This is a genomic window from Actinokineospora sp. UV203 (assembly GCF_056323665.1).
Window position 1 is genome coordinate 6163004 of the sequence record NZ_CM150484.1, and the last position, 22435, is coordinate 6185438.

A 22435-nucleotide genomic window follows, 5' to 3' on the forward strand; every position below is an offset into this window, starting at 1 on the left:
CGCACAACTCTGGTAACGGGAAAATTTCCGCCCGAGCAGAGTCTTCCCAAACATTCACTCTCCCGCATAGGTTGCAACGGCCCCTGCCCCCTAAGCCCAAGGAGAAGGCAATGGGACGTCCCCCCACCACCCTGCGCGCAGCAGGTATCGCGACGCTGGCCGCGGCCGCGCTCGCGATGACCCCGCTGGCCTCGACCGCCCCGGCGGCCGCGTTCGTCAACGGCAACACCGCCGCGGAATGTGTCACCCCGCAGCAGAACTCCTCCGCCAGGGGCGGCTGGGGTCCCGACCATGAGGTGATGACGGCCTGGGACATCGCCCGCGTCGAATCGCAGAGCAAGAAGTTACTGGAGCAGAAGCGCGCCGAGGGCAAGTTCGTCCCGCAGGGCGCGTTGGCCGCGGCCACGATCCCCACCTACGTCCACGTGATGGCGGGCGCGAACGGCCACGGCAACGTCACCGACGCACAGATCGCCGCCCAGATCGACGTCCTCAACAAGACGTTCGGCGGCCAGGAGTCCTCGCAGGCCTCCAACACCGGCTTCACCTTCACCCTCGCCGGCGTCGACCGCTTCTTCAACGACAACTGGCACAAGGACCGCCAGAGCTCGAAGTACCGCTCCCAGACCCGCCAAGGCGGCATGAACGCGCTGAACATCTGGCTGGTCGACTTCGACTACCTCGGCATCGCCACGTTCCCCTGGAGCGGCAGCGCCGCCGTCGACGGCATCCGCGTCCACTGGGACTCCCTGCCGGGCGGCAGCATCGCCAACTACAACCTGGGCGAGACCGGCACGCACGAGGCGGGCCACTGGCTGGGGCTCTACCACACCTTCCAGGGTGGCTGCACCTCCACCAATGACGAGGTCGGGGACACCCCGGCGCAGTCCAGCTCCACCAACGGCTGCCCCGTCGGCCGCGACTCCTGCTCGCTGCCGGGTCTCGACCCGATCCACAACTACATGGACTACTCCTACGACTCCTGCTACAACCAGTTCACCCCTGGCCAGAGCCAGCGGATGAGCGACATGTGGACCGCTTACCGGGCGTAAGGCACTGAACAGTGCGCCCCACACTCCTGCCGGTGTGGGGCGCACTGTCGTGTGTGGACAAACGAGACGAGCCAGGAGCTACCGGGAAGAGCCAGCGAGCATTCGAATCAGGTCGGTCAGTACGGCCACCTCGATCGTCGGGTCGATAGCCCGCTGCAAGCCCAACCCGATCCCCAAGCTCAGCAGGGCAGTCGCGGCGGCATCGGCGGGCATCGGAAGCTTGATCCCCAATTCCTCCGCCTGAGCCGTGATCAGCGCGGCTATCAAATCCCGGATCATCCGATCGCGGTTCGCCAGTTCCTTGCGCACCACATCATCGCGCCGCGCGCTGATCGCGAACTCGACTTCCAGGGCCGTCCACCCCACATTGCCGATGTTCTCCTCGGCCCACTTCTGGAACGCGGACAGGCGTTCCTCGATGGTGTCGGCCCCCGTGATCGCCTCGGCGATCTTCATGGCCTTCTCGGCGTGGATGTCGTCGAGGACCGCCAGGCACAGTTCGTCCTTGTTGCGGAAGTTCGAGTACACCGCGCCTTTCGAATAGCCGGCGGCGTCGGCGACCTTTTCCAGTGAGGTCACCGAGTAGCCCTCGGCGAGGAACATCTCCTTCGCCGTGGCCACCAGGTGCGCTCGGGTGCGCGCCTGGCTCTCAGCCCGCGTCAGTCTCGGCATGCCACCACCTTAACCCTCCTCGGTATCAGGATACCGTCGGTCTCCAGATACGCCAACCGGTGGTATTCGAATACTGTTAGTCTCCCGTTGACCCGAGGAGGTGTCATGCGGCGCGGTCTTGTCATCGGATGTGGCGGCACGCTGGGTGCGGCGTGGACGGTCGGCGCGCTGGTCGCGATCGAGGAGGCGTTCGGCTGGGATCCGCGGACGGCCGACGTGCTCGTCGGGACCTCCGCGGGGGCCGAGTTCGTGACGCTGCTGGGCAGCGGCGTCGGGGTGGCCGAACTGCTCGACGCGCACCGAGGGCTTCCTGGCGTACGCGACACGGTCGCCAAGCATCTCGCGGCTGCTCCGCGCAGGTTTCCGCCGCTCCCGCGCGCACGCTTCGGCTCGCTCAAGCTGGCCCGCCGCCGGGACGTCGCGGGTATGACCAGGTTGACCGGGCTGCTCCCGATCGGGTCCGGCCACCCGGCCTGGCTGATCGATTTGGTCGACGCCCTCGTTCCGGCGGGCGGCTGGGTGAAGCACCCGGCGGCCTGGGTGGTCGGGTGCGACTACGACACCGGCGAGCGCGTCGCCTTCGGGGCGCCGACCGCGCCGACTGCCTCGCTGAAGGACGCCGTGTGCGCCTCTTGGGCGGTCCCGGGCTGGTTCCCGCCGGTCGAGATCGACGGCCGCCGCTTCGCCGACGGCGGCATCGCCTCACCCACTTCCGCCGACCTGCTGCTCCCGCTGGGACTCGACGAGGTCGTCGTGCTCGCGCCGATGGCCTCGGTGAATCCCGGGCGGCCCAAGGGTTTGCGCCGCGTCGAGCAGCTCGTGCGGACCCGGATGACCCGCATGGTCGACGCCGAAGTCGCCGCGCTGCGGGCCGCTGGGACGAAGGTGCTGCGCCTCGACCCCGGTCCCGAAGACCTGGCCGCGATGGGCGCGAACGTCATGGACGGCAGGCGCGCGGCCCGCGTCCTGGAGACCTCGCTGCGCACCAGCCGCGCCGCTGTCCGCGACCGCACTGTCCGAAAGGGATGATCGTGGCGATTCTCAAGCGCAGATACCCGAAACTCGCACTCGCCGATGCCGTGGTGGTGGTGACCGGCGGTGCCCGTGGCATCGGCCGTGCCACCGCGACCGCGTTCGCCGCCCGCGGCGCGACCGTCCACTTGGGCGATCTCGACGGCGAGGCGGCCAAGGAGGCGGCGGAAAGCATCGGCGGAAAAGTCCGGGCGCACGAACTCGACGTGACGTCGCGGCCGTCGTTCGCCGCGTTCGTCGAAGAGGTGCTCGCCGAACACGGCCACATCGCCGTGCTGGTCAACAACGCGGGCGTGATGCCGCTCGGCGGGTTCCTGGAGGAGTGCGACGCGCTGTCGCGCACGACGCTCAACGTCAACATCTGGGGCCTGATCCACGGCATGCGCCTGGTGATGCCCAGCATGATCGCCCGCGGCCGAGGCCATGTCGTCAACATCGCGTCCATGGCGGGCAAGATCCCGCTGCCGGGCATGGCGGTCTACAACGCCAGCAAGTTCGCCGCCGTCGGCCTCACCGCCGCCGTGCGCCGCGAGTACGCCGACACCGGTGTGAGCGTCAGCGCGGTGCTGCCCAGCGCGGTCCGCACCGAACTCGCCTCGGGCGCGCCGCTGGGCCGGGGAATGCCGACCGTGGACCCGGAGGTGATCGCCGCCGCCGTGGTGGGCAGCTGCCGGACCCGCAAGGCGGAGATCCCGGTCCCCGGATTCCTCGCCGGATGGGACATCCTGGACGCGGTGACACCGGAACCGGTGATGCGGGTCGGCAGGCGGGCGCTCGGCGACCGCCGCGCGCTCACGTCCCTGGACCGCAAAACCCGGGCGGCGTATGAGAACCGAGTCGCGGGCCAGGCCCACGCGCACGCGCTCGCCATCGAGGAGGAACTGTGAGGCCAGACCACGAGGTCGTCATCGTCGGCGCCGGATTCGGCGGCATGGGGGCGGCCATCGAGTTCAAGCGCCAAGGCGTCAAGGACCTGTTGATCCTCGAACGCGAGGACGATCTCGGTGGTACTTGGCACGTCAACCGGTACCCGGGTCTCGCGGTGGACATCGCCTCGGTCACGTACTCGTATTCCTTCGAGCCCAACCCCCACTGGTCGCGGCTGTTCGCCCCCGGCGCGGAGCTCAAGCGCTACGCCGAGCACGTCGCCGACAAGTACGACCTGCGCGGGCACATGCGCTTTGGCGCCGTCGTCGAGGGCGCGCGCTGGGACGAGGACACTCACTTGTGGACGGTGGCCATCGCCGGCTCCACGCCGGTGACCACCCGCTACCTCGTGACCGCCACCGGGTTCCTGTCGCAGCCGCACACCCCGGACATCCCAGGCATCGACACCTTCGCCGGCGAGATCATCCACACCACGGCGTGGAAGGACACCTACGACCTCGCGGGCAAGCGCGCCGCGGTCATCGGCACCGGCGCCACCGCCGTTCAGCTGATCCCGGAGCTGGCCAAGACCGTCAAGCACCTCACCGTCTTCCAGCGCACCGCGATCTGGGTCGTGCCCAAGATCGACGGCCGCATCCCGCCGGTGGTCCGGCGCCTGTTCGCCAAGGTGCCCATCACCCAGCGGGTGGCCCGGCTGTTCAACACCGCCCTGCTCGAAGTGCTGATGGTGGCGGGCGTGCTGCACTACAAGAAGGTCCCGATCGCCGGCCGGTCCGCCGCCGCGCTGGCCAAGCGGCACCTGTGCAACCAGGTGCGCGACCCGGAGCTGCGCCGCAAGCTCACCCCCGACTACGACTTCGGCTGCAAGCGGCCCACGTTCTCCAACACGTACTTCCGCGCGTTCACCAAGCCGCACGTGCACCTGGAAACCTCGGGCATCGAGCGGATCGAGCCGGACGGCATCGTCGCGGGCGACGGCACCAAGACCAAGATCGACACCCTGGTCCTGGCGACCGGCTTCAACCTCTGGGACGTCAACTTCCCGGCCATCGAGATCATCGGCCGCGAGGGCCGCGACCTCGGGAAGTGGTGGCGCGACACCAGGTTCCAGGCCTACGAGGGCATCACCGTGCCGAAGTTCCCCAACTTCCTCACCCTGGCCAGCCCGTACTCCTACAGCGGCCTGTCCTACTTCACCACCATCGAGACCCAGATGCGCCACATCCACCGGCTGTTCGGCGAGATGCGCAAGCGCGAGGCCGACACCTTCGAGGTCACCGAGCGGGCAAACGACCAGTTCCTCGACCGGGTCACGGCCAAGCTCGACGACTCGGTGTTCTACGCGGGCAGCTGCTCAACGGCGCGCAGCTACTACTTCAACCAGCACGGCGAAGCCGCGATCCTGCGCCCGACCTCGACCCTCAACGCGCTGCGCGAAGCGGGCCGTTTCCCGTTGGACGACTACACCTACGCCTGATCAGGCCGACCGCACCCGGCGCACGTCGGGTGCGGTCAGCCCGAACCGCACCACCCGGGTGAAGTCGACCAGGTCGCCGACGAGAGCGTCCACATCGGACGCCTTCGTGACATCGGAGTCGAGCATCCAGTCGCCGAGCATGTCGAACATGCCGCCGATCATGCCGATGGCCATCCGGTGGGTGTCGACGCCGAGCTCGCCCGTCGGCACGCCGTACTTCTGCCACACCTGCTCGATGTAGGCAGCCGCCCACCGGCGGTTGGACCGGCGCTCGCGCTCGACCGAGGGGGACAGGCCCGCCGCCTCGCCGAAGCTGGCCTTGGCGATGCGCGGGTCGTCGAGGAAGGCGTGGACGAACGTGGAGACCAGCAACTCCATGGCCCGGTCCTCGTCCTCGGGCGCGACGCGCAGCGCCTCGACCATCGCCGCGGTGGCCCGCTCGGTGATGCGGCGGAGCAGGGCGATGTAGCAGTCCTCCCGGCTGTCGAAGACCTCGTAGAAGCTTTTGGTCCCCACGTACGCGGCTTGGCAGATCTGCTCGATCGACGTGTTGTGGTAGCCGTCGGCGGCGAACAGCTCGAGGGCGGCGTCGAGCAGCTGGTCGCGCCGCGCCTGTTTGCGCTGCTCCGCGTCCAGACCGCGGATGCGGCGTCCGGGTGGCGAGGTCATGACTCCACGTTACCGGCATCGATACAGTTCAAACAGGGCGACTGATTAGTAACAAGAGTTCTTGTTCGGAACCGGCCATCGTGCTCTACTCGTTCTCTTGTCCCGTCGCGCCACAGGAGCCGCAGATGCGACCGAAGATCCTCCGAATCGCCCTCACAGCCGCCCTGGCCACCGGCGCCGTGCTCGTCGCGGCCCCGGGAGCGGCCACCGCCGCCCCGACATCAGGCTTCGACGACTGGACGTGCCGGCCCTCGGCCGCGCACCCCAATCCCGTCGTGCTACTGCACGGGCTCGGCGGCAACGGCCCCGGCAACTACTCGTACCTCGGCCCGCAGGTAGCGGCGGCGGGCTACTGCGCCTTCACGCTCACTTACGGGCAGGCCAGTCCGGACTTCCCGGTCGGCGGCACCGTGTCGATCACCAAGTCCGCCCCGGAGATCGCCGCGTTCATCGATCGCGTGCTCACCACCACCGGTGCGGCGAAGGTCGACATCGTGGGCCACTCCGAGGGCGGATTCCAGTCGCTCTACGGCCCCAAGGTGCTCGGCTACAGCGGCAAGGTCGGCCACGTCGTGGCGATGGCCCCGCCCACCCACGGCACCACGTTCGGCGGCCTGGTCAGCGTCGGCGACTTCCTTGGGCTGCGGCCGGTCGTCGACATCGTGCTCGCCACCTTCGGCTGCCAGGCGTGCCCGGAGATCCTCGTCGGCGGCTCCGCCGTCCAGGCCCTGACCAGCGGACCGATCGCCCAGCCCGGCGTCGAGTACACGATCATCGCGACGAAGTACGACGCTCTGGTCACCCCGCACGAGACGTCGTTCGTGCGCGAGCCGGGAGTGCGGAACATGTTCGTCCAGGACGTGTGCCCGTTCGACCCGGTCGGCCACGTCGGGCTCGCGTTCGACAGCGGCGTCGCGCAGATGGTGATCAACGGGCTCGACCCGGCGGCCGCCAAGCCGGTGGTCTGCGGGTTCGGTCCGCCCCTGTAGCAGCGGCCCCGCCTCGCGCGCCGGGGCGATCCACGCCAAGATCAAGTGCGAACTGGCAGCAGTCGGAAATGGCAGCGATCTGCCAGACTGTTGCGCCGAGCACTTGGTGGTGGTGAGTGAGCGTGACGAACGCGGCTGTCCAACGGCTGCCTGCCCCCCGGTTGCCCGCCGAGGTCACGACCTATGTCGGGCGCGGAACAGAGATCCGCGAAGTCAAACGGCTGTTGGGAGTCGCGCCGCTGGTGACGCTCACCGGTCCGGGCGGGGTGGGCAAGACGAGGCTGGCGCTGCGGGTGGCCGCCACGGTCCGGCCGTCGTTCGGCGACGACGTCGTCTTCGTCGGCCTCGCCGAGTTGCACGAGCCGAAACTGCTGGTCAACACGGTCGCCGACCGGCTCGGTCTGGGTGACCGCTCGACCAGGGCGCCGATCGACCTGGTCGTCGACCACCTCCGGGCGCGCAGGCTCCTGTTGGTGCTGGACAACTGCGAGCACCTCGTCGAGGCGAGCGCGCGGCTGGTGGAGGCCATCCTCACCTCGTGCCCGGACGTGGTGGTGCTGGCGACCAGCCGCCAGACGCTCGGGGTCGCGGGCGAGCACGTGCTGCCGGTGCAGCCGCTGGCGGTGCCCGAGCCGGGCGAGTCCGTGGCGGCGATGGAGAACTACGACGCGGTCCGGCTGTTCCTCGACCGCGCGACCGCGGTCGTCCCGTCGTTCACCATCACCGAGGATGGCGTCGAGGACGTGATCCGGCTGTGCCGGGCGCTCGACGGGCTGCCGCTGGCCATCGAACTCGCGGCGGTGCGGCTGCGGTCGCTGTCGGCCCGCCAGCTCGCCGACCGGCTCAACAAGCGGTTCACCCTGCTGACCCAGGCCAACCGGTCCGCGCCGAGCAGGCACGAGACCCTGGCGACCCTGATCGACTGGAGCCACCAGCTGTGCACCGAGCAGGAACGTCTGCTGTGGGCGCGGGCATCGGTGTTCTCCGGTGGCTTCGACCTCGAGGCGGCCGAGGCGGCGTGCTGCGGCGACGGCCTGGACGGCGATGAGCTGCTCGACGTCCTCGACGGCCTGATCGACAAATCCATACTGCTCCGCGAAGAGCACCACGGGCAGGTCCGGTTCCGGATGCTGGAGACGGTCCGGCAGTACGGCGAGGAGCGGCTGCGCGCGAACGGCGATCTCGACCGGATGCGCCGCAGGCACCGCGACTGGTGCACCGGGTTGACAAGCCAGTTCGCCGGCGACTGGTTCAGCCCGGCCCAGCTCGACTGGATCGACCGGATCGACTTCGAGCACGCCAACCTGCGGCAGGCGCTGGACTACTGCATCGGCGGCGCGGGGGAGGCCCTGGTCGGGCTGCGCATGGTGACCGACGTCAAGGAGTACTGGGTCATGCGTGGCCTGCTGACCGAGGGCCGCATGTGGTGCGCCCGCTTGGTCGGCGTCGCCCCCGGCGACACCGCGCCGCGCGCCGCGGCGGGCTGGGTCGACGCGTTCCTCGCTCTCATCCAGGGCGACATCCCCGCCTACGAGACCACATTGGCCGAGGCGGCCGAGGTCGCCGAGCGGATAGGCGACGACAGTGCCCGCGCCTACGTCGACCACATCCGCGCCTACCACGCCCTGATGGGCCACGACGGTGCGCGGGCGGCGGAGCTGTTTCACCGGGCCAGCAAGGCGTTCCAGGAAATGGGCGACCTCAGCGGCGAGCTGTGGTCGCGGTTCAACTACGGCCTGGCCGTCAGCCTGGCCGGCGACCTGACCACCGGCCGCGCGGTGATGCGCGACTGTGTGGATCGGTACACGGAACTGGGCGAGGTGTCCTGGCGGTGCTGGGCCCTGTGGTCACTCAGCGCGGCGGAGTACCTGGCGGGTGAGTACGAGCCTGCGCTGGAGGCAGGCCTGGCGGTACTCAGACTGCAGCGACGCTACGGCGACCGCGCGGTGATGGCCTTCGCCCTGACCGTCCTCGCCGGCTGCTCCACCCACCTCGGCGAACTCCGCCGCGCGGCCCGATTGCTGGGCGCGGCAACAACAGTCTGGCAATCAGTGGGCGCTTCACCGACCAACTACACGGCGTTCGTCGAGCCCATGCGGCGCGACATCATTCTGGTCACCGAGGGCCTGGGCCCAGAAGCCGCCGCCGCGGAATTCACCACCGGCGCCGCACTCCCCAACGACACCGCGATCTCCTATGCGCTTCGCGAGGACATCTCCCGCGTGGCCCCGGAGGCGGCCGAGACACCGTTGACAAAGCGGGAGATGGAAGTCGCCGAACTCGTCGCGAAGGGCATGACGAACCGGGAGATCGCCAAGTCCCTGGTCATCTCCTTGCGCACGGCGGAAACCCACATCGACCACATCCGCACGAAACTGGGCTTCACCAACCGCACACAGATCGCGGCCTGGGTAGCCGGCCGCTAGCCGCCAGTCCCAAAGCCCACGCGACAACCAACCTCCACCGAAACACGCCCCACCGATAACAAGCCGCCCCCGCGCGACAACAAACCCTCACCCACGGGCGGCTAGCTGGGCCGTGTGAACGCATACGACGGCAGCGGCGGCGAGCCCGTGCGGGCGTCGACAGCTTGCGGCTTGGCTGAGTTCGACCCGATGTCCATCACGCCGATTCTCATGCGGCCGGATACCCGTGCTCCCCCCAAGTCAACGTTTCGCCCGGCCGCCACGGGGTATCGCGTGGGTCTGGCAGAAAGGGCGCACATGAAGATCGTCGTCATCGGCGGCTCGGGCAACATCGGCACCGCCGTCATCGAACGCCTCCGCGGCCACGAGTTGGTCGGAGTCTGCCGAAGGCTCCCCGACCGCGAACCGCCCTACGACAGCGCCGACTGGCACCGCATCGACCTGTCGACACCGGATTCGAGCGATCTGCTGGTCCGCGTCCTCGCCGACGCCGACGCCGTGGTCCACGCGGCCTGGGCGATCCAGCCCAGCCATGATCCGGAGTACCTGCACGGGTCAACGTGGAGGGCAGCAGGCGGGTGATCGACGCGGTCGTCAACGCGAAGGTGCCGCACCTGGTCTACCTGTCGTCCATCGCCGCCTACTCGCCCGCCAAGGACTCCACCCGGATCGACGAGACCTGGCCCACCGACGGCGTTTCGACATCCGGCTACAGCCGCGACAAGTCCGAAGTGGAGCGAATCCTGGACGGGGTCAAGGTGGCCCGGCCGGAGTTGGCGGTGACCCGGCTGCGGCCCGGTTTGGTGCTGCAGCGCCGTTCCGCCAGCGAGGTGGCCCGCTACTTCCTCGGTCCGCTGGCTCCACGGTTGTTGTTCAAGGCGGCGGACAAGCGGCTGCTTCCCGCGGTGCCGCTGCCTCGGACGTTGACGCTGCAGTTCGTGCACGCCACGGATGTGGCCGACGCCATCGCCACCGCTATCGAGCGCCGCTATGACGGGCCGGTGAATCTGGCCGCCGAGCCGCCGTTGCCCGCCGCGGCTGTGGCCTCACTCGTGGGGCGGCGCCTGCTGCCGACCTCGGACCGGGTGCTGCGGCCCCTGGCCGCGGCGTCTTGGCGCGCGCACCTGCAGCCGACTCCGCCGGGGTGGCTGGATCTGGCGATGGGCAGTCCGGTGCTCAATACGGACCTGGCTCGCCGGGAGCTGGGCTGGCAGCCGAAGGTGGACGCCGCGGAGACGGTGCGGGACCTGGTCGGCGGCTTGGCCGACAACGCCGGGGTGTCCGCGAGCCCCGCGCTGCGTCCCGGCACGCACAAGAGGCCCTAGCGCGCCATCCGGCATCGGGCGTGACCGGGACATGTCTTCGTCGGCTGGACCGCGTTGCTCGCCGTGAGCGCTGGTAAACACCCGTCACAGGGTTTGCGGGGCCACTACCTGGGAATACGATCGCCATGACAGCCGAACAGGTGCGGTCGATGAAGATCAACGAGCGCCCGGACGCCGACGGGATCGCCCAGGCCTCACTGGAGGGGTACTTCGCCGCGGTGTGCGCCGAGGTCGGCATCTCCCCGAAATCGGGGTGGTGTGAGGTCGAGCGACCCTCGAACGCCTACCTGGCGGTCGACGCGCACGACCCCGCCGACCCGGACCGCGACTTGGCGCTCGTGTGGGACGAGGAGAACGGCTGGGCGGCTGTCGCCGAGACCAACGCCGCCCACGACATCCACGTGCTGCGCTACCTCGGCGGGCAGGTGGTGCCCGAGCCGCGCGTCGTCGGCGCTTTCCTCGCCGATGTGGTCGCCGGCCGCCAGTGCGGCTGCCCGGACCCGCCCCGGCTGCGCTCCTGCGTCGCCGAGGACGACTTGCTCAGCCAGCTGGTGCGCTATCTCGGCCGCGAATGACCCAGGGAGAGAGGAAGCCATGACCGAACCACGCTCGGAACAGCAGGAAGGCCTGGACCAGGACGGCGTCGCCGAGGGCGTCCGCGACGAGAACTTTGTGACCGTGACCGATCCCGACGGCGAAGGCCTGCCCGGCGACCTGATCGACACCGAGGCCACCGAGATCGCCCGCGACACGGGTTCCGCGCGACCAAGCGGCCCCGAGGATCGCGCGATGCACCTCGAAGAGGGCTAATCCTTTACGCCGCACGGCGTCATCGGCCCGGCGCTGGGTGTTTGCAGCAGCGCCACCAGCAGGAACGTGAGGATCGTGGTGGCAGTGTTGATGATCAGCTGCCCGTGCGCGTGGAGGTACCCAAAGTCGATCAGCTCGACACCTGCGCGCCGGTCAGCTCTCACCGTGAGGATCCGGTAGTACAGCGGTCAGGAGACCGCGAGGGACCCCTCAGTTCGACGAGTCGTCGCTGGGCGTCGCCGTGGGGCTGGCAGGCTCGCGGAACAGGTGTTCGTACGCGGCGGGGCGGAGGGCGGCCTTGTCGGCGTTGTCCTCGGTGGGCTCGATGACCGGGTGGCTGAACAAATCATTTGTCATGGTGATGGTGAATATCCTTTCGAACGGTTGGTCTTCGGAAGCGGGGGAAACTCCCCCCGCCCCGAACGGTAATCAGTGCTTGTTCGCGCCCGGACAGACGCATCCGCGGCTATAGGAGCCCGCGGCCGTCGCCTTGCAGTACCGAGCGGAGATCTGGTCGTGCGCGCTCCACTCGTGGCTGCACGCCGGGCACGCTGCCGAGGGCAGGCTATCGGCCGGTACCTCGGAAATTGTCACGCGGGTGTCGATCGTGGGCATATTTCTCCCGTCAGGTTTTGGATACACACCGGGAGACGTGCGAATAGTTCGCGCCATAAGCACCGTAGCACGTTGTCAAGGCCCGCGGCGCGGAGTACGACCTACGCCGCGGTGACCTGGGGCTCGGTGGGCTGGTCGCAGCAGTTGAGCCCGTCGACGAACATGTCCGGCTCGGACCCGCAGGTCATGTCGACCCGGCCCGCGCGCACGGCCCGCAGCAGGGCCGCCGCCCGGTGGCTCATGGCGTCGGGGGGATTACCTACTTGGGTACGTAGCTTGGGGTGTCCGTACTCAGGTGAGTTCGGCGACCCGCTCCACGTTGGGCGTGCGGCCCGCGACGATGAGCACATCACCCTCGTGCACGATCGTCTCGGCGGTCGCGTAGGTGAAGTCCTCGCCGGGCCGTTTGACGCCGACCACGGTGACGTCGTATTTCGCCCGCAGCCTGCTCTCACCCAGCGGCACGCCGACCGCCTCGGCGGGCGCGATGGTCTTGACCATCGCGTAGTCGTCCTCGAACTCGATGTAGTCGAGCATGCGGCCGGTCACCAGGTGGGCCACGCGTTCGCCCATCTCATGCTCGGGGAGCACGACGTGGTGGGCGCCGATCCGGGTCAGGATCTGCCCGTGCTGGCGGCTGATGGCCTTGGCCCAGATGTTCGGGATCTCGAACTCGACCAGCAGCGACGTGGTCAGGATGCTGGCTTCCAGGTCGGTGCCGATCCCCACCACGGCGCGGCGGAACTCGTCGACGCCCAGCTGTCGCAGCACGTCCTCGTCGGTGGTGTCGGCGACGACGGCGTGGGTCAGCTCGCCGGAGAGGCGCTGGACCGTGCGCGGGTCGGAGTCGATGCCGAGCACCTCCGTGCCCCGGCTGATCAGTTCCATGGCGAGTGACGTGCCGAAGCGGCCCAGGCCGATGACGACGACGCGCTGTGTCTTCTTATCCGACAATCGGACGCTCCTCGGGGAGTTCGTAGCGCCGCGCGCGTTCGCGCAGCGCGAGTGCCGAGGCCAGAGTGATCGGCCCCAGCCTGCCCATGAACATCAGCACCACCAGCACCACCTGTCCCGCGACGGGCAGTTGCGCGGTGATGCCCGTGGACATGCCGACGGTGGCGAACGCCGACGTCGCCTCGAAGAGCACGTCGTCGAGCCGGAACGGCGAGATCGACAGCAGCACGATCGTGCCCGCCATGACCGCGCCGACGCCGAGCAGGGCGACGGTCAGCGCCTGCCGCTGGACCTCGCCCGCCAGCTTGCGGCCCATGATGTGCACGGTCGGCTCGCCGCGGATCTCGGCCAGCATGACCCAGCCCAGCAGCGCGAAGGTGGTGACCTTGATGCCACCCGCGGTGCCCGCGCTGCCGCCGCCGATGAACATGAGCACGTCGTTGAGCAGCAGGGTCGACGGGTGCACCTGGGCCATGTCGACGCTGTTGAAGCCCGCCGTGCGCGGCTGCACCGAGTGGAAGAACCCGATCAGCACCTTGTCGAGCCCGCCGACCGGGCCCAGGGTGGCCGGGTTGCGCCACTCGAAAACCAGGAACGCGATCGCCCCGAAGAGCAGCAGTCCGAAGTAGACCGGAATGGTGATCTTGGTGTGCAACGACCACCGCTTGCCGCGCCGCTTGCGCCTGCGCGCCAGTTCGAGCAGCACCGGGAAGCCCAGGCCGCCGGTGATGGTGGCGATCATGAGCGGCACGCAGATGAACGGGTCGGTCGCGAACCTGACGATGCTGTCGGGGTAGAGCGCGAATCCGGCGTTGTTGAACGCCGACACCGCGTGGAAGATCCCGTGGTAGACGGCCTGGCCGAACGACTGGTCATACCCGGTGGCGAACCGGGCGGTGAGGAACACCGCGATGACCGCCTCGACGGCCAGGCTGGTGATGATGACCCCGAGCAGCACCTTGCGGACCTCGCCGAGGCCCAGGGCCTTGGTCTCGGCCTGCGCGGTCATCTGCAGCCGCAGGCCGATCCGCCGCGACACCAGCAGGATCAGCAGCGACGCCAGGGTCATGATCCCGAAGCCGCCGACCTGGATCAGGCCCAGGATGACGACCTCGCCGAACGTGGACCAGTGGCCCGCGGTGTCCACGACGACCAGCCCGGTCACGCAGACCGCCGAGACCGCCGTGAACAGGGCGGTGAACGGATCGGTCGCCACCCCCGACGCCGAGGCGATGGGCAGGGTGAGCAGGAACGTGCCGAGGAGCGTTGCGGCGCCGAAGGCCAAGGCGACCGCCCGCGCGGGATGCCTCAGGAGCGCGATTGCGCGCCGTCGCGTCTCCGCGATCAGTGGAGCACTCACCAAGGCCTCATGTCACCCGTTCGGACTCAAGCGAGGACAAAGTAGCGCAGCCAGAGATACGGCGCCGCCAAGGCGATGGACAGGGCCGCGACGATGATGCCGTAGCGGGTGAACTTCCAGAAGCTGATCGGCGTCCCGTTGCGAGCGGCGAGGCCGAGCATCACGACGTTGGCGCTGGCGCCGACGGCGGTCGCGTTGCCGCCGAGGTCGGCGCCCAGGGCCAATGACCACCACAGCGACTGTGCCTGCGGGCCGCCACCCTGAGCAGCGACGAGGTCGGCGACGATCGGCGACATGGTGGCCACGTAGGGGATGTTGTCGACGATGGCGGACAGGACCGCCGAGATGCCGAGCAGCGCCATGACCGCGAGCAGCGGCTGACCGCCCACGGCGTCGGCGAGGGCTTTGGAGACCTCGCCGATGACGCCGGTCTTGACCAGGGCGCCGACCATGATGAACAGGCCCATGAAGAAGACCAGGGTCTCCCATTCGACGTCGGCGATCGCCTCCTCGGTGGTGACCTTGGAGATCATCACCAGCACCCCGGCGCCCAGCAGGGCCACGACCGACGGCTCGACGTGCAGCGCGCTGTGCAGCACGAACCCGACCATCACCAGGGCGAGCACGATCATGCTCTGCCACAGCAGCAAGCTGTCGCGGATCGCGTCGCGCTCGTTGAGTGCCATGACCTCGGCCACGCGCTTCTCGTCGTACTTGAAGGCGCCGCGGAACAGCCAGCGACACACGAGGACGAAGACCGCCATCATGAAGATGGCGAAGGGCGCCATGTGGATGAGGAAGTCGTTGAACGACAGGCCGCCGCGGCTGGCGATGATGATGTTGGGCGGGTCGCCGATCAGCGTCGCCGCGCCACCGATGTTGGACGCGAGGACCTCGGCGATCAGGTACGGGATCGGGTTGAGGTTGAGCCGGTCGCACACGAGGAACGTGACCGGGGCGATCAGCAGCACCGTCGTGACGTTGTCCAGGGCCGCCGAGGCGACCGCGGTGATGATCACGAACAACACCATCACGGCGAAGGGCTTGCCCTTGGCCCGTTTGGCCGCGGCGATGGCCAGGTACTCGAACAGCCCGGTCTGCTTGATCACCCCGACGATGATCATCATGCCGAGCAGCAGGAACACCACGTTCCAGTCGACACCCGCGTCGAGGGAGTGGAACGCCGTCTCGCCGTTGGTCAGGCCGAGCGCGAGCATCAGCGCCGCGCCACCCAGGGCCGCGGCAACGCGGTGCACGCGTTCGGTGGCGATCAGGATGTAGGCGCCGACGAAGACGGTGATGGAGAGGATCTGGCTGACGCTCATTCGCTGGGCCCCGGGTTTGTCTTGAGGATGACATCGAGCAGGTGCGACGCGGTGACCACGCCGTGGATCGTGTCGCCGTCGGCGACGAGCAGCAGCGGGCTGTGCAGCCGGGCCATCATCGCCGCGCACTCCATGACGGTGGCGTCGCCGGAGACCAGGGGCAGCTCATAGCGCTTCTCCTTCGGCGGCAACACTTCCTTGACGGTGCGCCCGGCGAGCTTGCCGACGCAGGCCTCCGCGCCGCCGCGCTCGTCGTAGACCCGGGCCAGCGAGGGGTCTTCCTGGACGTAGCCGGGGACGATGAACCGCAGCACCTGCGACCCGGGCAGCACGGTCACCGGGCGGTTGTCCGCGTCGACCACGACCACGCCGGGCCGACGCTCCCGGGCGATCAGCTCCGCGGCGGCCAGGGCGCTGTCGGTCAGTTGGACCAGCGGGTACTCCTCGGCAAGATCACGTGCGCGCATCTCGGCCACCTTCGACGTCCTGGGCTGTGACCGGCGCCACAGCGGGCTAGCATGAGGTACGGCGGGACCCACCAGCGAGCCAGGAGCGTCGCCCATGTCCGGACTGACGGGCACCATCCTCATCATCGCGGTGTTCCTGGTGGGTGTGCTCGCCGTGAGGCTGGTCGGACGACACTCCGGACCCCACTGAGGCATGCCGACCGCTCCCGCGCGGCGGACAGCCTCGTTCGAGGCGGGGGCTAGGGGCGCATACGGAGAGCCGGCACCGATAGGGACACGCTCAGGTGCGAGAACCGCTCCGAAGACGAGCGCCATGGGAAACCTCCGGTCGACACCGACAGCCCACCCCTTGTGAGGTGGGTGTGCCGACCAGACTTCCCGGCGCTCCGGGCGTCAACATGCCGTAAACCGACGTCCGGCGCAATTGCCCCGATGGTGTCAGTGGTCGCGGCGGGCGACCCAGGCGGCGATCGCAGAGCGGGTGTGCAAGCCCAGCCTGGTGCGGATGGAGTCCGCATGGGACTCGACGGTGCGCTGCGAGATCACCAGGCGGTCGGCGATCTCCTTGCTGGTCAGGCCTTCGGCGATCAGCTCGGCGATCTCGGTCTGGCGCTTGGTGAGTCGTGAGTCGGGTGCGGGCGCCGGGGCGGGCTCGGCCTCGTTCAGCGTGTAGCGCAGACCGGTCTCGGGGGGCAGCGCGCGGCCCAGCGCGACGGCCCGCTCGAACGCCGTGTCGCCCAGCGCCTCGCGGGTGCGGTCGGCGTACTCCTCGCGGAGTTCGAACAGCGGCACGTAGGCCGCGGGCGTCGTGCCCATCGCCGTCCACCCGGTCTCGGCGATGCCCAGCAGGGTCGCCGCCCGGACGTGTTCGCCCTTGTGCGCGGCGACGGCGGCGAGCGTCTCCGTGGTGAACGCCTCGACCTCGACGGTGCCCACCTCGTGCGCCATCCGCAGCGCCTGCCTACCGATCGTGTCGGCCAGGTCGGCGTCGCGGACGGCTTTCATGTCGAGGAACCCCAGGCAGCACAGCGCCCACGACCGCCAGTGCGTCTCGCCCAGACCCTCGGTCAGCTGCCGCACCGACAGTGACCGCACGCGCACCGCGGCGAGCTCGATCGCCAGCGGCAGACCTTCGAGGTCCTGGCACAGCCGGGCCACGTCGGCGAAGTTGTCGTCGGTCACCTCGAACGTCGGCACCACCGAGCGCGCCCGGTCGACGAAGAGCAGCACGGAGTCGTATTTCTCCAGGTCGGCAGGCGAGCGCACGTCGTCGGCGACCGGGATCGCCAACGGTGGCACGGGAAGGATCTGCTCGCCGGACACGCCGATGGACTGCCTGCTGGTGATCAGGATCGACACGTGCGGGCACTCCCGCAGCACCGCTGTGACGAACCTCGCGCACGCCTCGACCAGGTGCTCACAGTTGTCCAGCAGCAACAACATCCGGTGGGCCCGCAGGTGCTCGATCACCACGGCGGTCGACGAGCGCCCGGACTGGTCGCGCAGCCCCAGCGCGTCGGCCACCAGGTCCGGCAGCAGCTCGGCGTCGCGCAGCTCGGCCAGCCGGACGAACACCACGTCGCCCGCGAAGAGCCGGTCGACGTCGGCGGCCACCCGGCCCGCCAGCCGCGTCTTGCCCACGCCGCCGGTCCCGCTCAGGGTCAACAGGTGCCCGGAATCCAGCATCCGCTTGGCCCGCGCCGTCTCTTCGAGCCTGCCCACGTAGCTGGTCAGTTCGACCGGCACCCGGCTCGCGCCCACGCCGTCGGTCACTGCCGCCATCTGTGTCCCCAGATCATCTACCAGCGAGAACGCTGCGAGAGGTTTGGTCGAGGGTAACCCTGGCCCGTTCGGGTGTAGCGGTTTTCGGCCAGGCCCTTACCGGCGCGATGCCGGGAGGTCGAAGGAGTCGACCAGCCAGGTTCGGGGCAGCTCGGGCTCGTCCTCGCGGATCACGCGTGGACGGGTGAGGGCGGGCGCGTTCGTGGTCGCCCGCACCCACTTCGGCTCGACCGCGCTCGGCGACCGCGGGCGGGGCGGCGGGTCGCCCGCGCGGGCCCGCACCCAGTAGCCGTTCGCCGAGGTGTGCACAAACCCAGAATACGTCAGGCAAGATGGAACCCCGTGCGGATGATCTCCGTCGGAAACTGACAGAACCGCGAAACCGATCTGGGGACTGATGAGTGAACTGCCCTCGCTGGAGGAGATGGCCGCGAAGGCCGAACGACTCGACCAGGCCAGGCTGGCGCTCAAACGGGATCTAGCCGAGCGCATCGTGTTCGGCAGGGACGCCGGCGAACTGGTCGAGGTCGGAGTGGACACCTCGGCGAATGTGATCGAGGTCGCGGTGAACGCCTCGCTGGTGGGTCGGGTCGACCCCGCGGTGCTGGCGAACGCGGTGTTGCAGGCCTCGTCGGCCGCTCAGCGCAACGTCCGCGAGCTGGTGGCCGAGCGGCGTTCGTACTACCTGGGAACGAAGTAGATGGGGGAAGTGGTGACTGGAACAGGATTCCGGGCCGATACGACCGGAATGCGCGGCTCCGCCAAGGGGTTCCGGAGCGCGGGCGAGCACGTCGGCTCCGCGCGGGGCGAGTTGGACGCGGCCACGGTGCCCGCGGGCACCTTCGGCATCTCGGGGCCGGGACCGATGCTGGCGGCCGACCTGGACAACATCATGGGCCGCCGCCGCGAACGCGTCGGCCAACGCCAGACCGGTCTGGGCGAACTCGCGGACGGCATCGAGGCCAACGCCGACGAGTTCGACCGCGCCGAGTCGGACAACACCAACGACGTCGAACGGTCAGGGGAGGGTCTGTGAGCCACCCGGCGATTCAGCAGGCGATGGAAGGCTGCACCCGGCTCGCCGAGGCGGCCGCCAAGATCGGCGCACCGGACCCGGTCGACGCGATCCGCCAGATCGATTACGAGCCGGATGCGATCAACGCCTATGTCGGGCAGATCGACAAAGCGGTGAAGAAACTCGACAAGGCGATCGAGGAACACTCGGCGGCCCAGTCGCAGCACGCCGAGAGTTCCGCGGGTGACTCGTCGGACGCGGCACAGCAGCGGGCCGACAAGGAACTCGCGGAGCTGCAAGCGGAAAAGCAGCTGCTGCTCACCCTTGCCGACAAGGTGCGGGGAATCGGCGAGTCGATGGATAAGCTGGCGCACGAGTCGGGCGGGCGGATTCTGGGGATCGCGCAGAACAGTGAACCGGCTGTGTCGGTTGTGCTGGACAGCGGGTTCTGGTCTGACGTGACTGGAGAGAGTGCCGCGGCTGAGGAAGCTGTTCATCGGGCGGTGAGCGAGATTATCGCTATTTGCAAGGAGTTTCAGGCGCAGGTCGACTCATTGCGGGCTGATCTGAACTCCACGATGGACACTTCTGAGGGTGCTTCGGGTGGGGCTACCGGTGGTGCTTCTGGTGGGGCTGGCGGTAAGCCGGGCGGCTGATCGTGGGTGTCTGTTTGGGTGGTTCGCCTTGATTTGGGGACCCCGGAAATGGACCTGCGCGGGTAAAGCGGGCAGGGTGAAGAAACTGCCCCGCGCCGCGAAAGTTTAGGTCCATTTCACCACAAATCAAGGCGAACCACCCAAACGGACCGTTGGGTTCGGCCCCTTGCGTTTTGGTGCGTTCCGGCTTACTCGGCCGTCGTCGCAACGTAGACAGTCGCGGTGGCTTCCCGCTCTTGCAGCGGGTTCGCGAAACTTACGATCTCCGCTTTGACGTTCGCGAAGCTCAGCTTCAGCGCCGAGACGTACTCGGTGTCCGGTGGGTCGTTCGACCACAAGCCGAACACTCCGCCCGGCCGCAGCAGAGCGGCCAGCCTCCGTATTCCCTCTGGCTCATAGAAATCGGCGTTGCTCGGGTGCAGGAGATGCCGTGGTGAGTGATCGATGTCCACGATGATCGCGTCGAACTTTCGGTCCAAAGCGGACCCTTCCGGCTCGCGGACCATCGCGAAGAAGTCGCCGTGAACCAACGTGCACCGTGGATCGGCCGTCAGGGTCGTCCCTGCCGGGATCAGGCCCTGCTCGTGCCACTCGATCACCTCGCCGAGCGCATCGATCACCGCGAGCGACCGCACCCGTGGTTCCTCAAGGACCGTCAACGCCGTGTAGCCGAGCCCGAGGCCGCCGACGGCCACATCGAAGTCGCTCCCGTTCAGCTCCGCGAGCGCATGTCGGGCGACTTCCTCCTCGGCGACGGTGAACAGGCTCGACATCAGGAACTCGTCGTTCAGTTTGATCTCGAAGACGTCTTTCTCGAATGTCCGGTCCCACCGCCTTCGCAGCATCAGTTCGCCGAGGGGGGTCTGGCGCCAGTCCAGTTCCTGGAAGCTCTTGCTCATCCCGGCAGGGTACGGCTGCGCCGTCACGCCGGTCGGGTGATGGCCGCGAGCATCAGGCCCCTGATCTCGGCGGCGATCTCGTCCACGGCCAACGTCGGGGTGTGGCCCTGCCACTCCCGGAGCAAGCCCGTGATGGCGCCGACCAGGGCGATCGCGGTGAGGCGGTAGTCGCGGTCGGGGGCGACGCCCTGTTCGGCCGCGTGGCGGGCTTCGGACTCGATGAACGTCGCCCAGTGGGCCAGCCACTCCCGGTGCTGGCGCTCCATGTCCACGCTGACACCGACCGCCTCGACATAGGCGAGCTTGGGCAGCCTCGGGTCGGCCGTCACGCTCGCGACGAAGGTGTCGAGCAGGGTGGAGACCCGGGTGACCACATCGGCGTCGGCGATGGTGTCGAGTACGGCGGTGACCCGGCGCAGGGCTTCGGCGTTGATTCGGCGGTGCAAAGCGAGCAGGAGCTGCTCCTTGGCCTGGAACTCCTCGTAGAAGTTGCGGGTGGACACCCCGGCCACGGTGCACAGGTCGACGATCTTGGTCTGCTGGTAGCCGCGCGCGGTGAACAGCTCCAGTGCGGCCAGCAGCAGCCGCTCGCGGCGCTCGGTCTTGCGCTGCCCGCCGTCGACGCCGGCGTAGGCGCGTTTCACCCGGGTCATGTGGGCTCCCGTTCATCCAGCCGACATAAAGTGGTAATCGGGGTTGTCACTGTACTCGGACGGTTCTAGATTCCGGAAATCAAGCTTTCCACTTTCCGGAGGCATCATGGCCCGCCGAACAGCTTTGATCTCATCTCTCGCCGCGCTGGCGCTGTTGGCAGGCGGAGTCGCACCCGTCGTGCACGCCGCCGAGGAGCTGCCCGTCCCGTCGCAGGACCCCTTCTACACCGCCCCCGACCCGCTCCCGGCAGGCGCTCCGGGCGACGTGATCCGCAGCCGGAAGGTCGACTGGCACCCCGAGCCGTTCCGAATCCTCCCGGCACCGGTGAAGGCCTACCAGGTGCTGCACCGCTCGACGTCGGCCACCGGGACGCCGAACGCCGTCTCGGCCACCGTGCTGGTGCCGCCGACCGCCTGGACCGGCACCGGGCCGCGTCCGCTGATCGCCTACGCCATGGGCACCCAGGGCATGGCCGACGAGTGTGCGCCCTCCTATCACCTGCGTGAGGGCACCGAGGTCGAGATCGCGTTCCTCGCGCAGGCGCTGTTCAAGGGCTGGGCGGTCGCGGTCACCGACTACGAGGGCCTCGGCACTCCCGGCACCCACACCTACGCGGTGGGCCAGTCCGAAGGGCGCGCGCTGCTCGACACCGCCCGGGCCGCGACCCGATTGCCGGAGGCGCAGCTGTCGCCGAACCCCCCTGTCGGCGCCTTCGGTTACTCGCAGGGCGGCCAGGCGGCGGCCTGGGCAGGCGAACTGCAGGCCACCTACGCCCCTGAGCTGAAGCTGGTCGGGATCGCCGAAGGCGGCGTGCCGTCGGACCTCAACGAGGTCGCCGCGTTCAACAACGGCGGGCCGGGCTCCGGTCTGGTTGTCGCCGCGGCCATCGGGTACTCGACCGCCTACCCCGAGCTGCCCTTCGCCGAGCTTCTGAACCAGCGCGGCAAGGACGTCACGGAGAAGGTGCGCAACTCGTGTGTCGTGCAGCTGGCGCTCGCCGCGCCGTTCACCCAGCTCAACGACCTCACCACGACGCCCGACCTGATCAACCACCCGGCGTGGCAGGCGCGGCTGGTCGAGAACAAGCTCGGCACGGTGAAGCCCGCCGCGCCGGTCTACCTCTACCACGGGACCGTCGACGAGCTCATTCCCTACGCGGGCGCCAAGAAGCTCCGTGACCGCTACTGCGCCGTGGGCGCGGACCTGCAGTGGACGCCGATCCCGCTGGCGGGCCACATCGTCGCGATCTCGGCGTGGGGAACCAACGCTCTCAACTGGCTGGGCGACCGATTCGGCGGCAAGGCCACCAACTCGTCCTGTTAGTCCCGGGACGGTGGTCGCGGTGGTGGGTGTGCTGGGCATCCACCA

Annotated in this window: 28 protein-coding genes; 14 read left to right on the forward strand and 14 right to left on the reverse strand. The window is 68.8% G+C overall.

Translation table 11 applies throughout. The features are described 5' to 3' along the window. Window positions 1–110: 110 nt before the first annotated feature. Window positions 111–1052: a zinc metalloprotease gene (locus ACUZ2Y_RS29705; RefSeq protein ID WP_476325101.1), complete on the forward strand. Its 942-nt coding sequence runs from the start codon at window positions 111–113 to the stop codon at window positions 1050–1052. A 78-nt stretch (window positions 1053–1130) separates the two neighbouring features. Here ACUZ2Y_RS29705 and ACUZ2Y_RS29710 read toward each other — a convergent pair whose 3' ends face one another. Continuing rightward, the gene (locus ACUZ2Y_RS29710) at window positions 1131–1724 is read right to left on the reverse strand and encodes a TetR/AcrR family transcriptional regulator (protein WP_476325103.1); all 594 of its coding nucleotides are present in this window, start codon (window positions 1722–1724) and stop codon (window positions 1131–1133) included. Between the two features lie 105 nt (window positions 1725–1829). On the opposite strand from ACUZ2Y_RS29710, the gene ACUZ2Y_RS29715 reads away from it, so the two are divergent. From ACUZ2Y_RS29715 to ACUZ2Y_RS29725, 3 genes are read left to right on the forward strand one after another with little or no spacing between them, the layout of a single operon-like run. Further along, on the forward strand, window positions 1830–2753 hold the full coding sequence (locus ACUZ2Y_RS29715) for a patatin-like phospholipase family protein (protein ID WP_476325105.1): 924 nt from the start codon (window positions 1830–1832) through the stop codon (window positions 2751–2753). A 2-nt stretch (window positions 2754–2755) separates the two neighbouring features. Further along, window positions 2756–3643 (forward strand): SDR family oxidoreductase, encoded by an 888-nt coding sequence (locus ACUZ2Y_RS29720; RefSeq protein ID WP_476325107.1) that lies wholly within the window; start codon window positions 2756–2758, stop codon window positions 3641–3643. Beyond that, a complete protein-coding gene (locus tag ACUZ2Y_RS29725; protein WP_476325109.1) occupies window positions 3640–5121 on the forward strand; it encodes a flavin-containing monooxygenase in 1482 nt (493 codons plus the stop codon). Before ACUZ2Y_RS29720 ends, ACUZ2Y_RS29725 begins: the two co-directional genes overlap by 4 nt. Here the strand turns inward: ACUZ2Y_RS29725 and ACUZ2Y_RS29730 are convergent, their stop codons facing one another. Beyond that, entirely contained in the window at window positions 5122–5790 is a 669-nt protein-coding gene (locus ACUZ2Y_RS29730; protein WP_476325111.1) for a TetR/AcrR family transcriptional regulator, read from the reverse strand. 125 nt (window positions 5791–5915) lie between these two features. Here ACUZ2Y_RS29730 and ACUZ2Y_RS29735 point away from each other — a divergent pair, with 125 nt between their 5' ends. The 6 genes from ACUZ2Y_RS29735 to ACUZ2Y_RS29760 all read left to right on the forward strand — a co-directional run bounded on the left by ACUZ2Y_RS29735 (window position 5916) and on the right by ACUZ2Y_RS29760 (window position 11340). Then, window positions 5916–6779: an esterase/lipase family protein gene (locus tag ACUZ2Y_RS29735; RefSeq protein ID WP_476325113.1), complete on the forward strand. Its 864-nt coding sequence runs from the start codon at window positions 5916–5918 to the stop codon at window positions 6777–6779. 122 nt (window positions 6780–6901) lie between these two features. Further along, the gene (locus tag ACUZ2Y_RS29740; protein ID WP_476325115.1) at window positions 6902–9205 is read left to right on the forward strand and encodes an ATP-binding protein; all 2304 of its coding nucleotides are present in this window, start codon (window positions 6902–6904) and stop codon (window positions 9203–9205) included. A 273-nt stretch (window positions 9206–9478) separates the two neighbouring features. Further along, window positions 9479–9787 carry an NAD-dependent epimerase/dehydratase family protein gene (locus tag ACUZ2Y_RS29745; RefSeq protein ID WP_476325117.1) on the forward strand — a complete coding sequence of 103 codons (309 nt, stop codon included), beginning with the start codon at window positions 9479–9481 and terminating at the stop codon, window positions 9785–9787. Next, entirely contained in the window at window positions 9784–10530 is a 747-nt protein-coding gene (locus tag ACUZ2Y_RS29750) for an NAD-dependent epimerase/dehydratase family protein (protein ID WP_476325119.1), read from the forward strand. The genes ACUZ2Y_RS29745 and ACUZ2Y_RS29750 overlap by 4 nt, the downstream gene beginning before the upstream one ends. A gap of 125 nt (window positions 10531–10655) precedes the next feature. Further along, on the forward strand, window positions 10656–11105 hold the full coding sequence (locus ACUZ2Y_RS29755; RefSeq protein ID WP_476325121.1) for a DUF6292 family protein: 450 nt from the start codon (window positions 10656–10658) through the stop codon (window positions 11103–11105). Window positions 11106–11124: 19 nt separating this feature from the next. Beyond that, window positions 11125–11340 (forward strand): hypothetical protein, encoded by a 216-nt coding sequence (locus tag ACUZ2Y_RS29760; protein WP_476325123.1) that lies wholly within the window; start codon window positions 11125–11127, stop codon window positions 11338–11340. On the opposite strand, the gene ACUZ2Y_RS29765 is transcribed toward ACUZ2Y_RS29760, so the two are convergent. The 10 genes from ACUZ2Y_RS29765 to ACUZ2Y_RS29810 form a co-directional block, all read right to left on the reverse strand. After that, window positions 11337–11504, reverse strand: a complete 168-nt coding sequence (locus ACUZ2Y_RS29765; protein ID WP_476325125.1) for a low affinity iron permease family protein — start codon at window positions 11502–11504, stop codon at window positions 11337–11339. The genes ACUZ2Y_RS29760 and ACUZ2Y_RS29765 overlap by 4 nt on opposite strands. Window positions 11505–11550: 46 nt before the next feature. After that, window positions 11551–11697, reverse strand: a complete 147-nt coding sequence (locus ACUZ2Y_RS29770; protein ID WP_476325127.1) for a hypothetical protein — start codon at window positions 11695–11697, stop codon at window positions 11551–11553. A 72-nt stretch (window positions 11698–11769) separates the two neighbouring features. Further along, on the reverse strand, window positions 11770–12012 hold the full coding sequence (locus ACUZ2Y_RS29775) for an RGCVC family protein (RefSeq protein ID WP_476332136.1): 243 nt from the start codon (window positions 12010–12012) through the stop codon (window positions 11770–11772). A gap of 44 nt (window positions 12013–12056) precedes the next feature. Further along, window positions 12057–12197, reverse strand: a complete 141-nt coding sequence (locus ACUZ2Y_RS29780) for a hypothetical protein (RefSeq protein WP_476325129.1) — start codon at window positions 12195–12197, stop codon at window positions 12057–12059. A 49-nt stretch (window positions 12198–12246) separates the two neighbouring features. After that, on the reverse strand, window positions 12247–12909 hold the full coding sequence (locus ACUZ2Y_RS29785; protein ID WP_476325131.1) for a potassium channel family protein: 663 nt from the start codon (window positions 12907–12909) through the stop codon (window positions 12247–12249). Continuing rightward, entirely contained in the window at window positions 12899–14269 is a 1371-nt protein-coding gene (locus ACUZ2Y_RS29790) for a TrkH family potassium uptake protein (protein WP_476325133.1), read from the reverse strand. The genes ACUZ2Y_RS29785 and ACUZ2Y_RS29790 overlap by 11 nt, the downstream gene beginning before the upstream one ends. A gap of 26 nt (window positions 14270–14295) precedes the next feature. Continuing rightward, on the reverse strand, window positions 14296–15594 hold the full coding sequence (locus ACUZ2Y_RS29795; RefSeq protein ID WP_476325135.1) for an ArsB/NhaD family transporter: 1299 nt from the start codon (window positions 15592–15594) through the stop codon (window positions 14296–14298). After that, window positions 15591–16061: a CBS domain-containing protein gene (locus ACUZ2Y_RS29800; RefSeq protein ID WP_476325136.1), complete on the reverse strand. Its 471-nt coding sequence runs from the start codon at window positions 16059–16061 to the stop codon at window positions 15591–15593. Before ACUZ2Y_RS29800 ends, ACUZ2Y_RS29795 begins: the two co-directional genes overlap by 4 nt. A gap of 438 nt (window positions 16062–16499) precedes the next feature. After that, window positions 16500–17843 (reverse strand): LuxR C-terminal-related transcriptional regulator, encoded by a 1344-nt coding sequence (locus ACUZ2Y_RS29805; protein WP_476325138.1) that lies wholly within the window; start codon window positions 17841–17843, stop codon window positions 16500–16502. Window positions 17844–17939: 96 nt separating this feature from the next. Next, a complete protein-coding gene (locus ACUZ2Y_RS29810) occupies window positions 17940–18152 on the reverse strand; it encodes a hypothetical protein (RefSeq protein WP_476325140.1) in 213 nt (70 codons plus the stop codon). Between the two features lie 88 nt (window positions 18153–18240). Between ACUZ2Y_RS29810 and ACUZ2Y_RS29815 the strand changes: the two genes are divergently transcribed. Genes ACUZ2Y_RS29815 through ACUZ2Y_RS29825 form a run of 3 tightly spaced genes read left to right on the forward strand, consistent with a single transcriptional unit; the run spans window position 18241 to window position 19514 of the window. Next, on the forward strand, window positions 18241–18543 hold the full coding sequence (locus ACUZ2Y_RS29815) for a YbaB/EbfC family nucleoid-associated protein (RefSeq protein WP_476325142.1): 303 nt from the start codon (window positions 18241–18243) through the stop codon (window positions 18541–18543). Window positions 18544–18555: 12 nt separating this feature from the next. After that, window positions 18556–18879: a hypothetical protein gene (locus tag ACUZ2Y_RS29820; RefSeq protein ID WP_476325144.1), complete on the forward strand. Its 324-nt coding sequence runs from the start codon at window positions 18556–18558 to the stop codon at window positions 18877–18879. Then, entirely contained in the window at window positions 18876–19514 is a 639-nt protein-coding gene (locus tag ACUZ2Y_RS29825; RefSeq protein ID WP_476325146.1) for a hypothetical protein, read from the forward strand. Before ACUZ2Y_RS29820 ends, ACUZ2Y_RS29825 begins: the two co-directional genes overlap by 4 nt. 188 nt (window positions 19515–19702) lie before the next feature. Here ACUZ2Y_RS29825 and ACUZ2Y_RS29830 read toward each other — a convergent pair whose 3' ends face one another. Beyond that, window positions 19703–20413, reverse strand: a complete 711-nt coding sequence (locus tag ACUZ2Y_RS29830) for a spermine/spermidine synthase domain-containing protein (protein ID WP_476325148.1) — start codon at window positions 20411–20413, stop codon at window positions 19703–19705. Window positions 20414–20436: 23 nt separating this feature from the next. After that, window positions 20437–21057, reverse strand: a complete 621-nt coding sequence (locus tag ACUZ2Y_RS29835) for a TetR/AcrR family transcriptional regulator (RefSeq protein ID WP_476332138.1) — start codon at window positions 21055–21057, stop codon at window positions 20437–20439. A 115-nt stretch (window positions 21058–21172) separates the two neighbouring features. On the opposite strand from ACUZ2Y_RS29835, the gene ACUZ2Y_RS29840 reads away from it, so the two are divergent. Then, on the forward strand, window positions 21173–22390 hold the full coding sequence (locus tag ACUZ2Y_RS29840; RefSeq protein ID WP_476325149.1) for a lipase family protein: 1218 nt from the start codon (window positions 21173–21175) through the stop codon (window positions 22388–22390). Window positions 22391–22435: the final 45 nt, after the last annotated feature.

Bases quoted from the DNA above. Each gene is read 5' to 3' on its own strand.
- ACUZ2Y_RS29715 (WP_476325105.1), top strand. From the start codon at position 1,830: ATGCGGCGCGGTCTTGTCATCGGATGTGGCGGCACGCTGGGTGCGGCG.
- ACUZ2Y_RS29780 (WP_476325129.1), bottom strand. From the start codon at position 12,197: ATGAGCCACCGGGCGGCGGCCCTGCTGCGGGCCGTGCGCGCGGGCCGG.
- ACUZ2Y_RS29770 (WP_476325127.1), bottom strand. From the start codon at position 11,697: ATGACAAATGATTTGTTCAGCCACCCGGTCATCGAGCCCACCGAGGAC.
- ACUZ2Y_RS29730 (WP_476325111.1), bottom strand. From the start codon at position 5,790: ATGACCTCGCCACCCGGACGCCGCATCCGCGGTCTGGACGCGGAGCAG.
- ACUZ2Y_RS29840 (WP_476325149.1), top strand. From the start codon at position 21,173: ATGGCCCGCCGAACAGCTTTGATCTCATCTCTCGCCGCGCTGGCGCTG.
- ACUZ2Y_RS29805 (WP_476325138.1), bottom strand. From the start codon at position 17,843: ATGGCGGCAGTGACCGACGGCGTGGGCGCGAGCCGGGTGCCGGTCGAA.
- ACUZ2Y_RS29760 (WP_476325123.1), top strand. From the start codon at position 11,125: ATGACCGAACCACGCTCGGAACAGCAGGAAGGCCTGGACCAGGACGGC.
- ACUZ2Y_RS29710 (WP_476325103.1), bottom strand. From the start codon at position 1,724: ATGCCGAGACTGACGCGGGCTGAGAGCCAGGCGCGCACCCGAGCGCAC.
- ACUZ2Y_RS29800 (WP_476325136.1), bottom strand. From the start codon at position 16,061: ATGCGCGCACGTGATCTTGCCGAGGAGTACCCGCTGGTCCAACTGACC.
- ACUZ2Y_RS29815 (WP_476325142.1), top strand. From the start codon at position 18,241: ATGAGTGAACTGCCCTCGCTGGAGGAGATGGCCGCGAAGGCCGAACGA.
- ACUZ2Y_RS29830 (WP_476325148.1), bottom strand. From the start codon at position 20,413: ATGAGCAAGAGCTTCCAGGAACTGGACTGGCGCCAGACCCCCCTCGGC.
- ACUZ2Y_RS29735 (WP_476325113.1), top strand. From the start codon at position 5,916: ATGCGACCGAAGATCCTCCGAATCGCCCTCACAGCCGCCCTGGCCACC.
- ACUZ2Y_RS29755 (WP_476325121.1), top strand. From the start codon at position 10,656: ATGACAGCCGAACAGGTGCGGTCGATGAAGATCAACGAGCGCCCGGAC.
- ACUZ2Y_RS29775 (WP_476332136.1), bottom strand. From the start codon at position 12,012: ATGGCGCGAACTATTCGCACGTCTCCCGGTGTGTATCCAAAACCTGAC.
- ACUZ2Y_RS29705 (WP_476325101.1), top strand. From the start codon at position 111: ATGGGACGTCCCCCCACCACCCTGCGCGCAGCAGGTATCGCGACGCTG.
- ACUZ2Y_RS29795 (WP_476325135.1), bottom strand. From the start codon at position 15,594: ATGAGCGTCAGCCAGATCCTCTCCATCACCGTCTTCGTCGGCGCCTAC.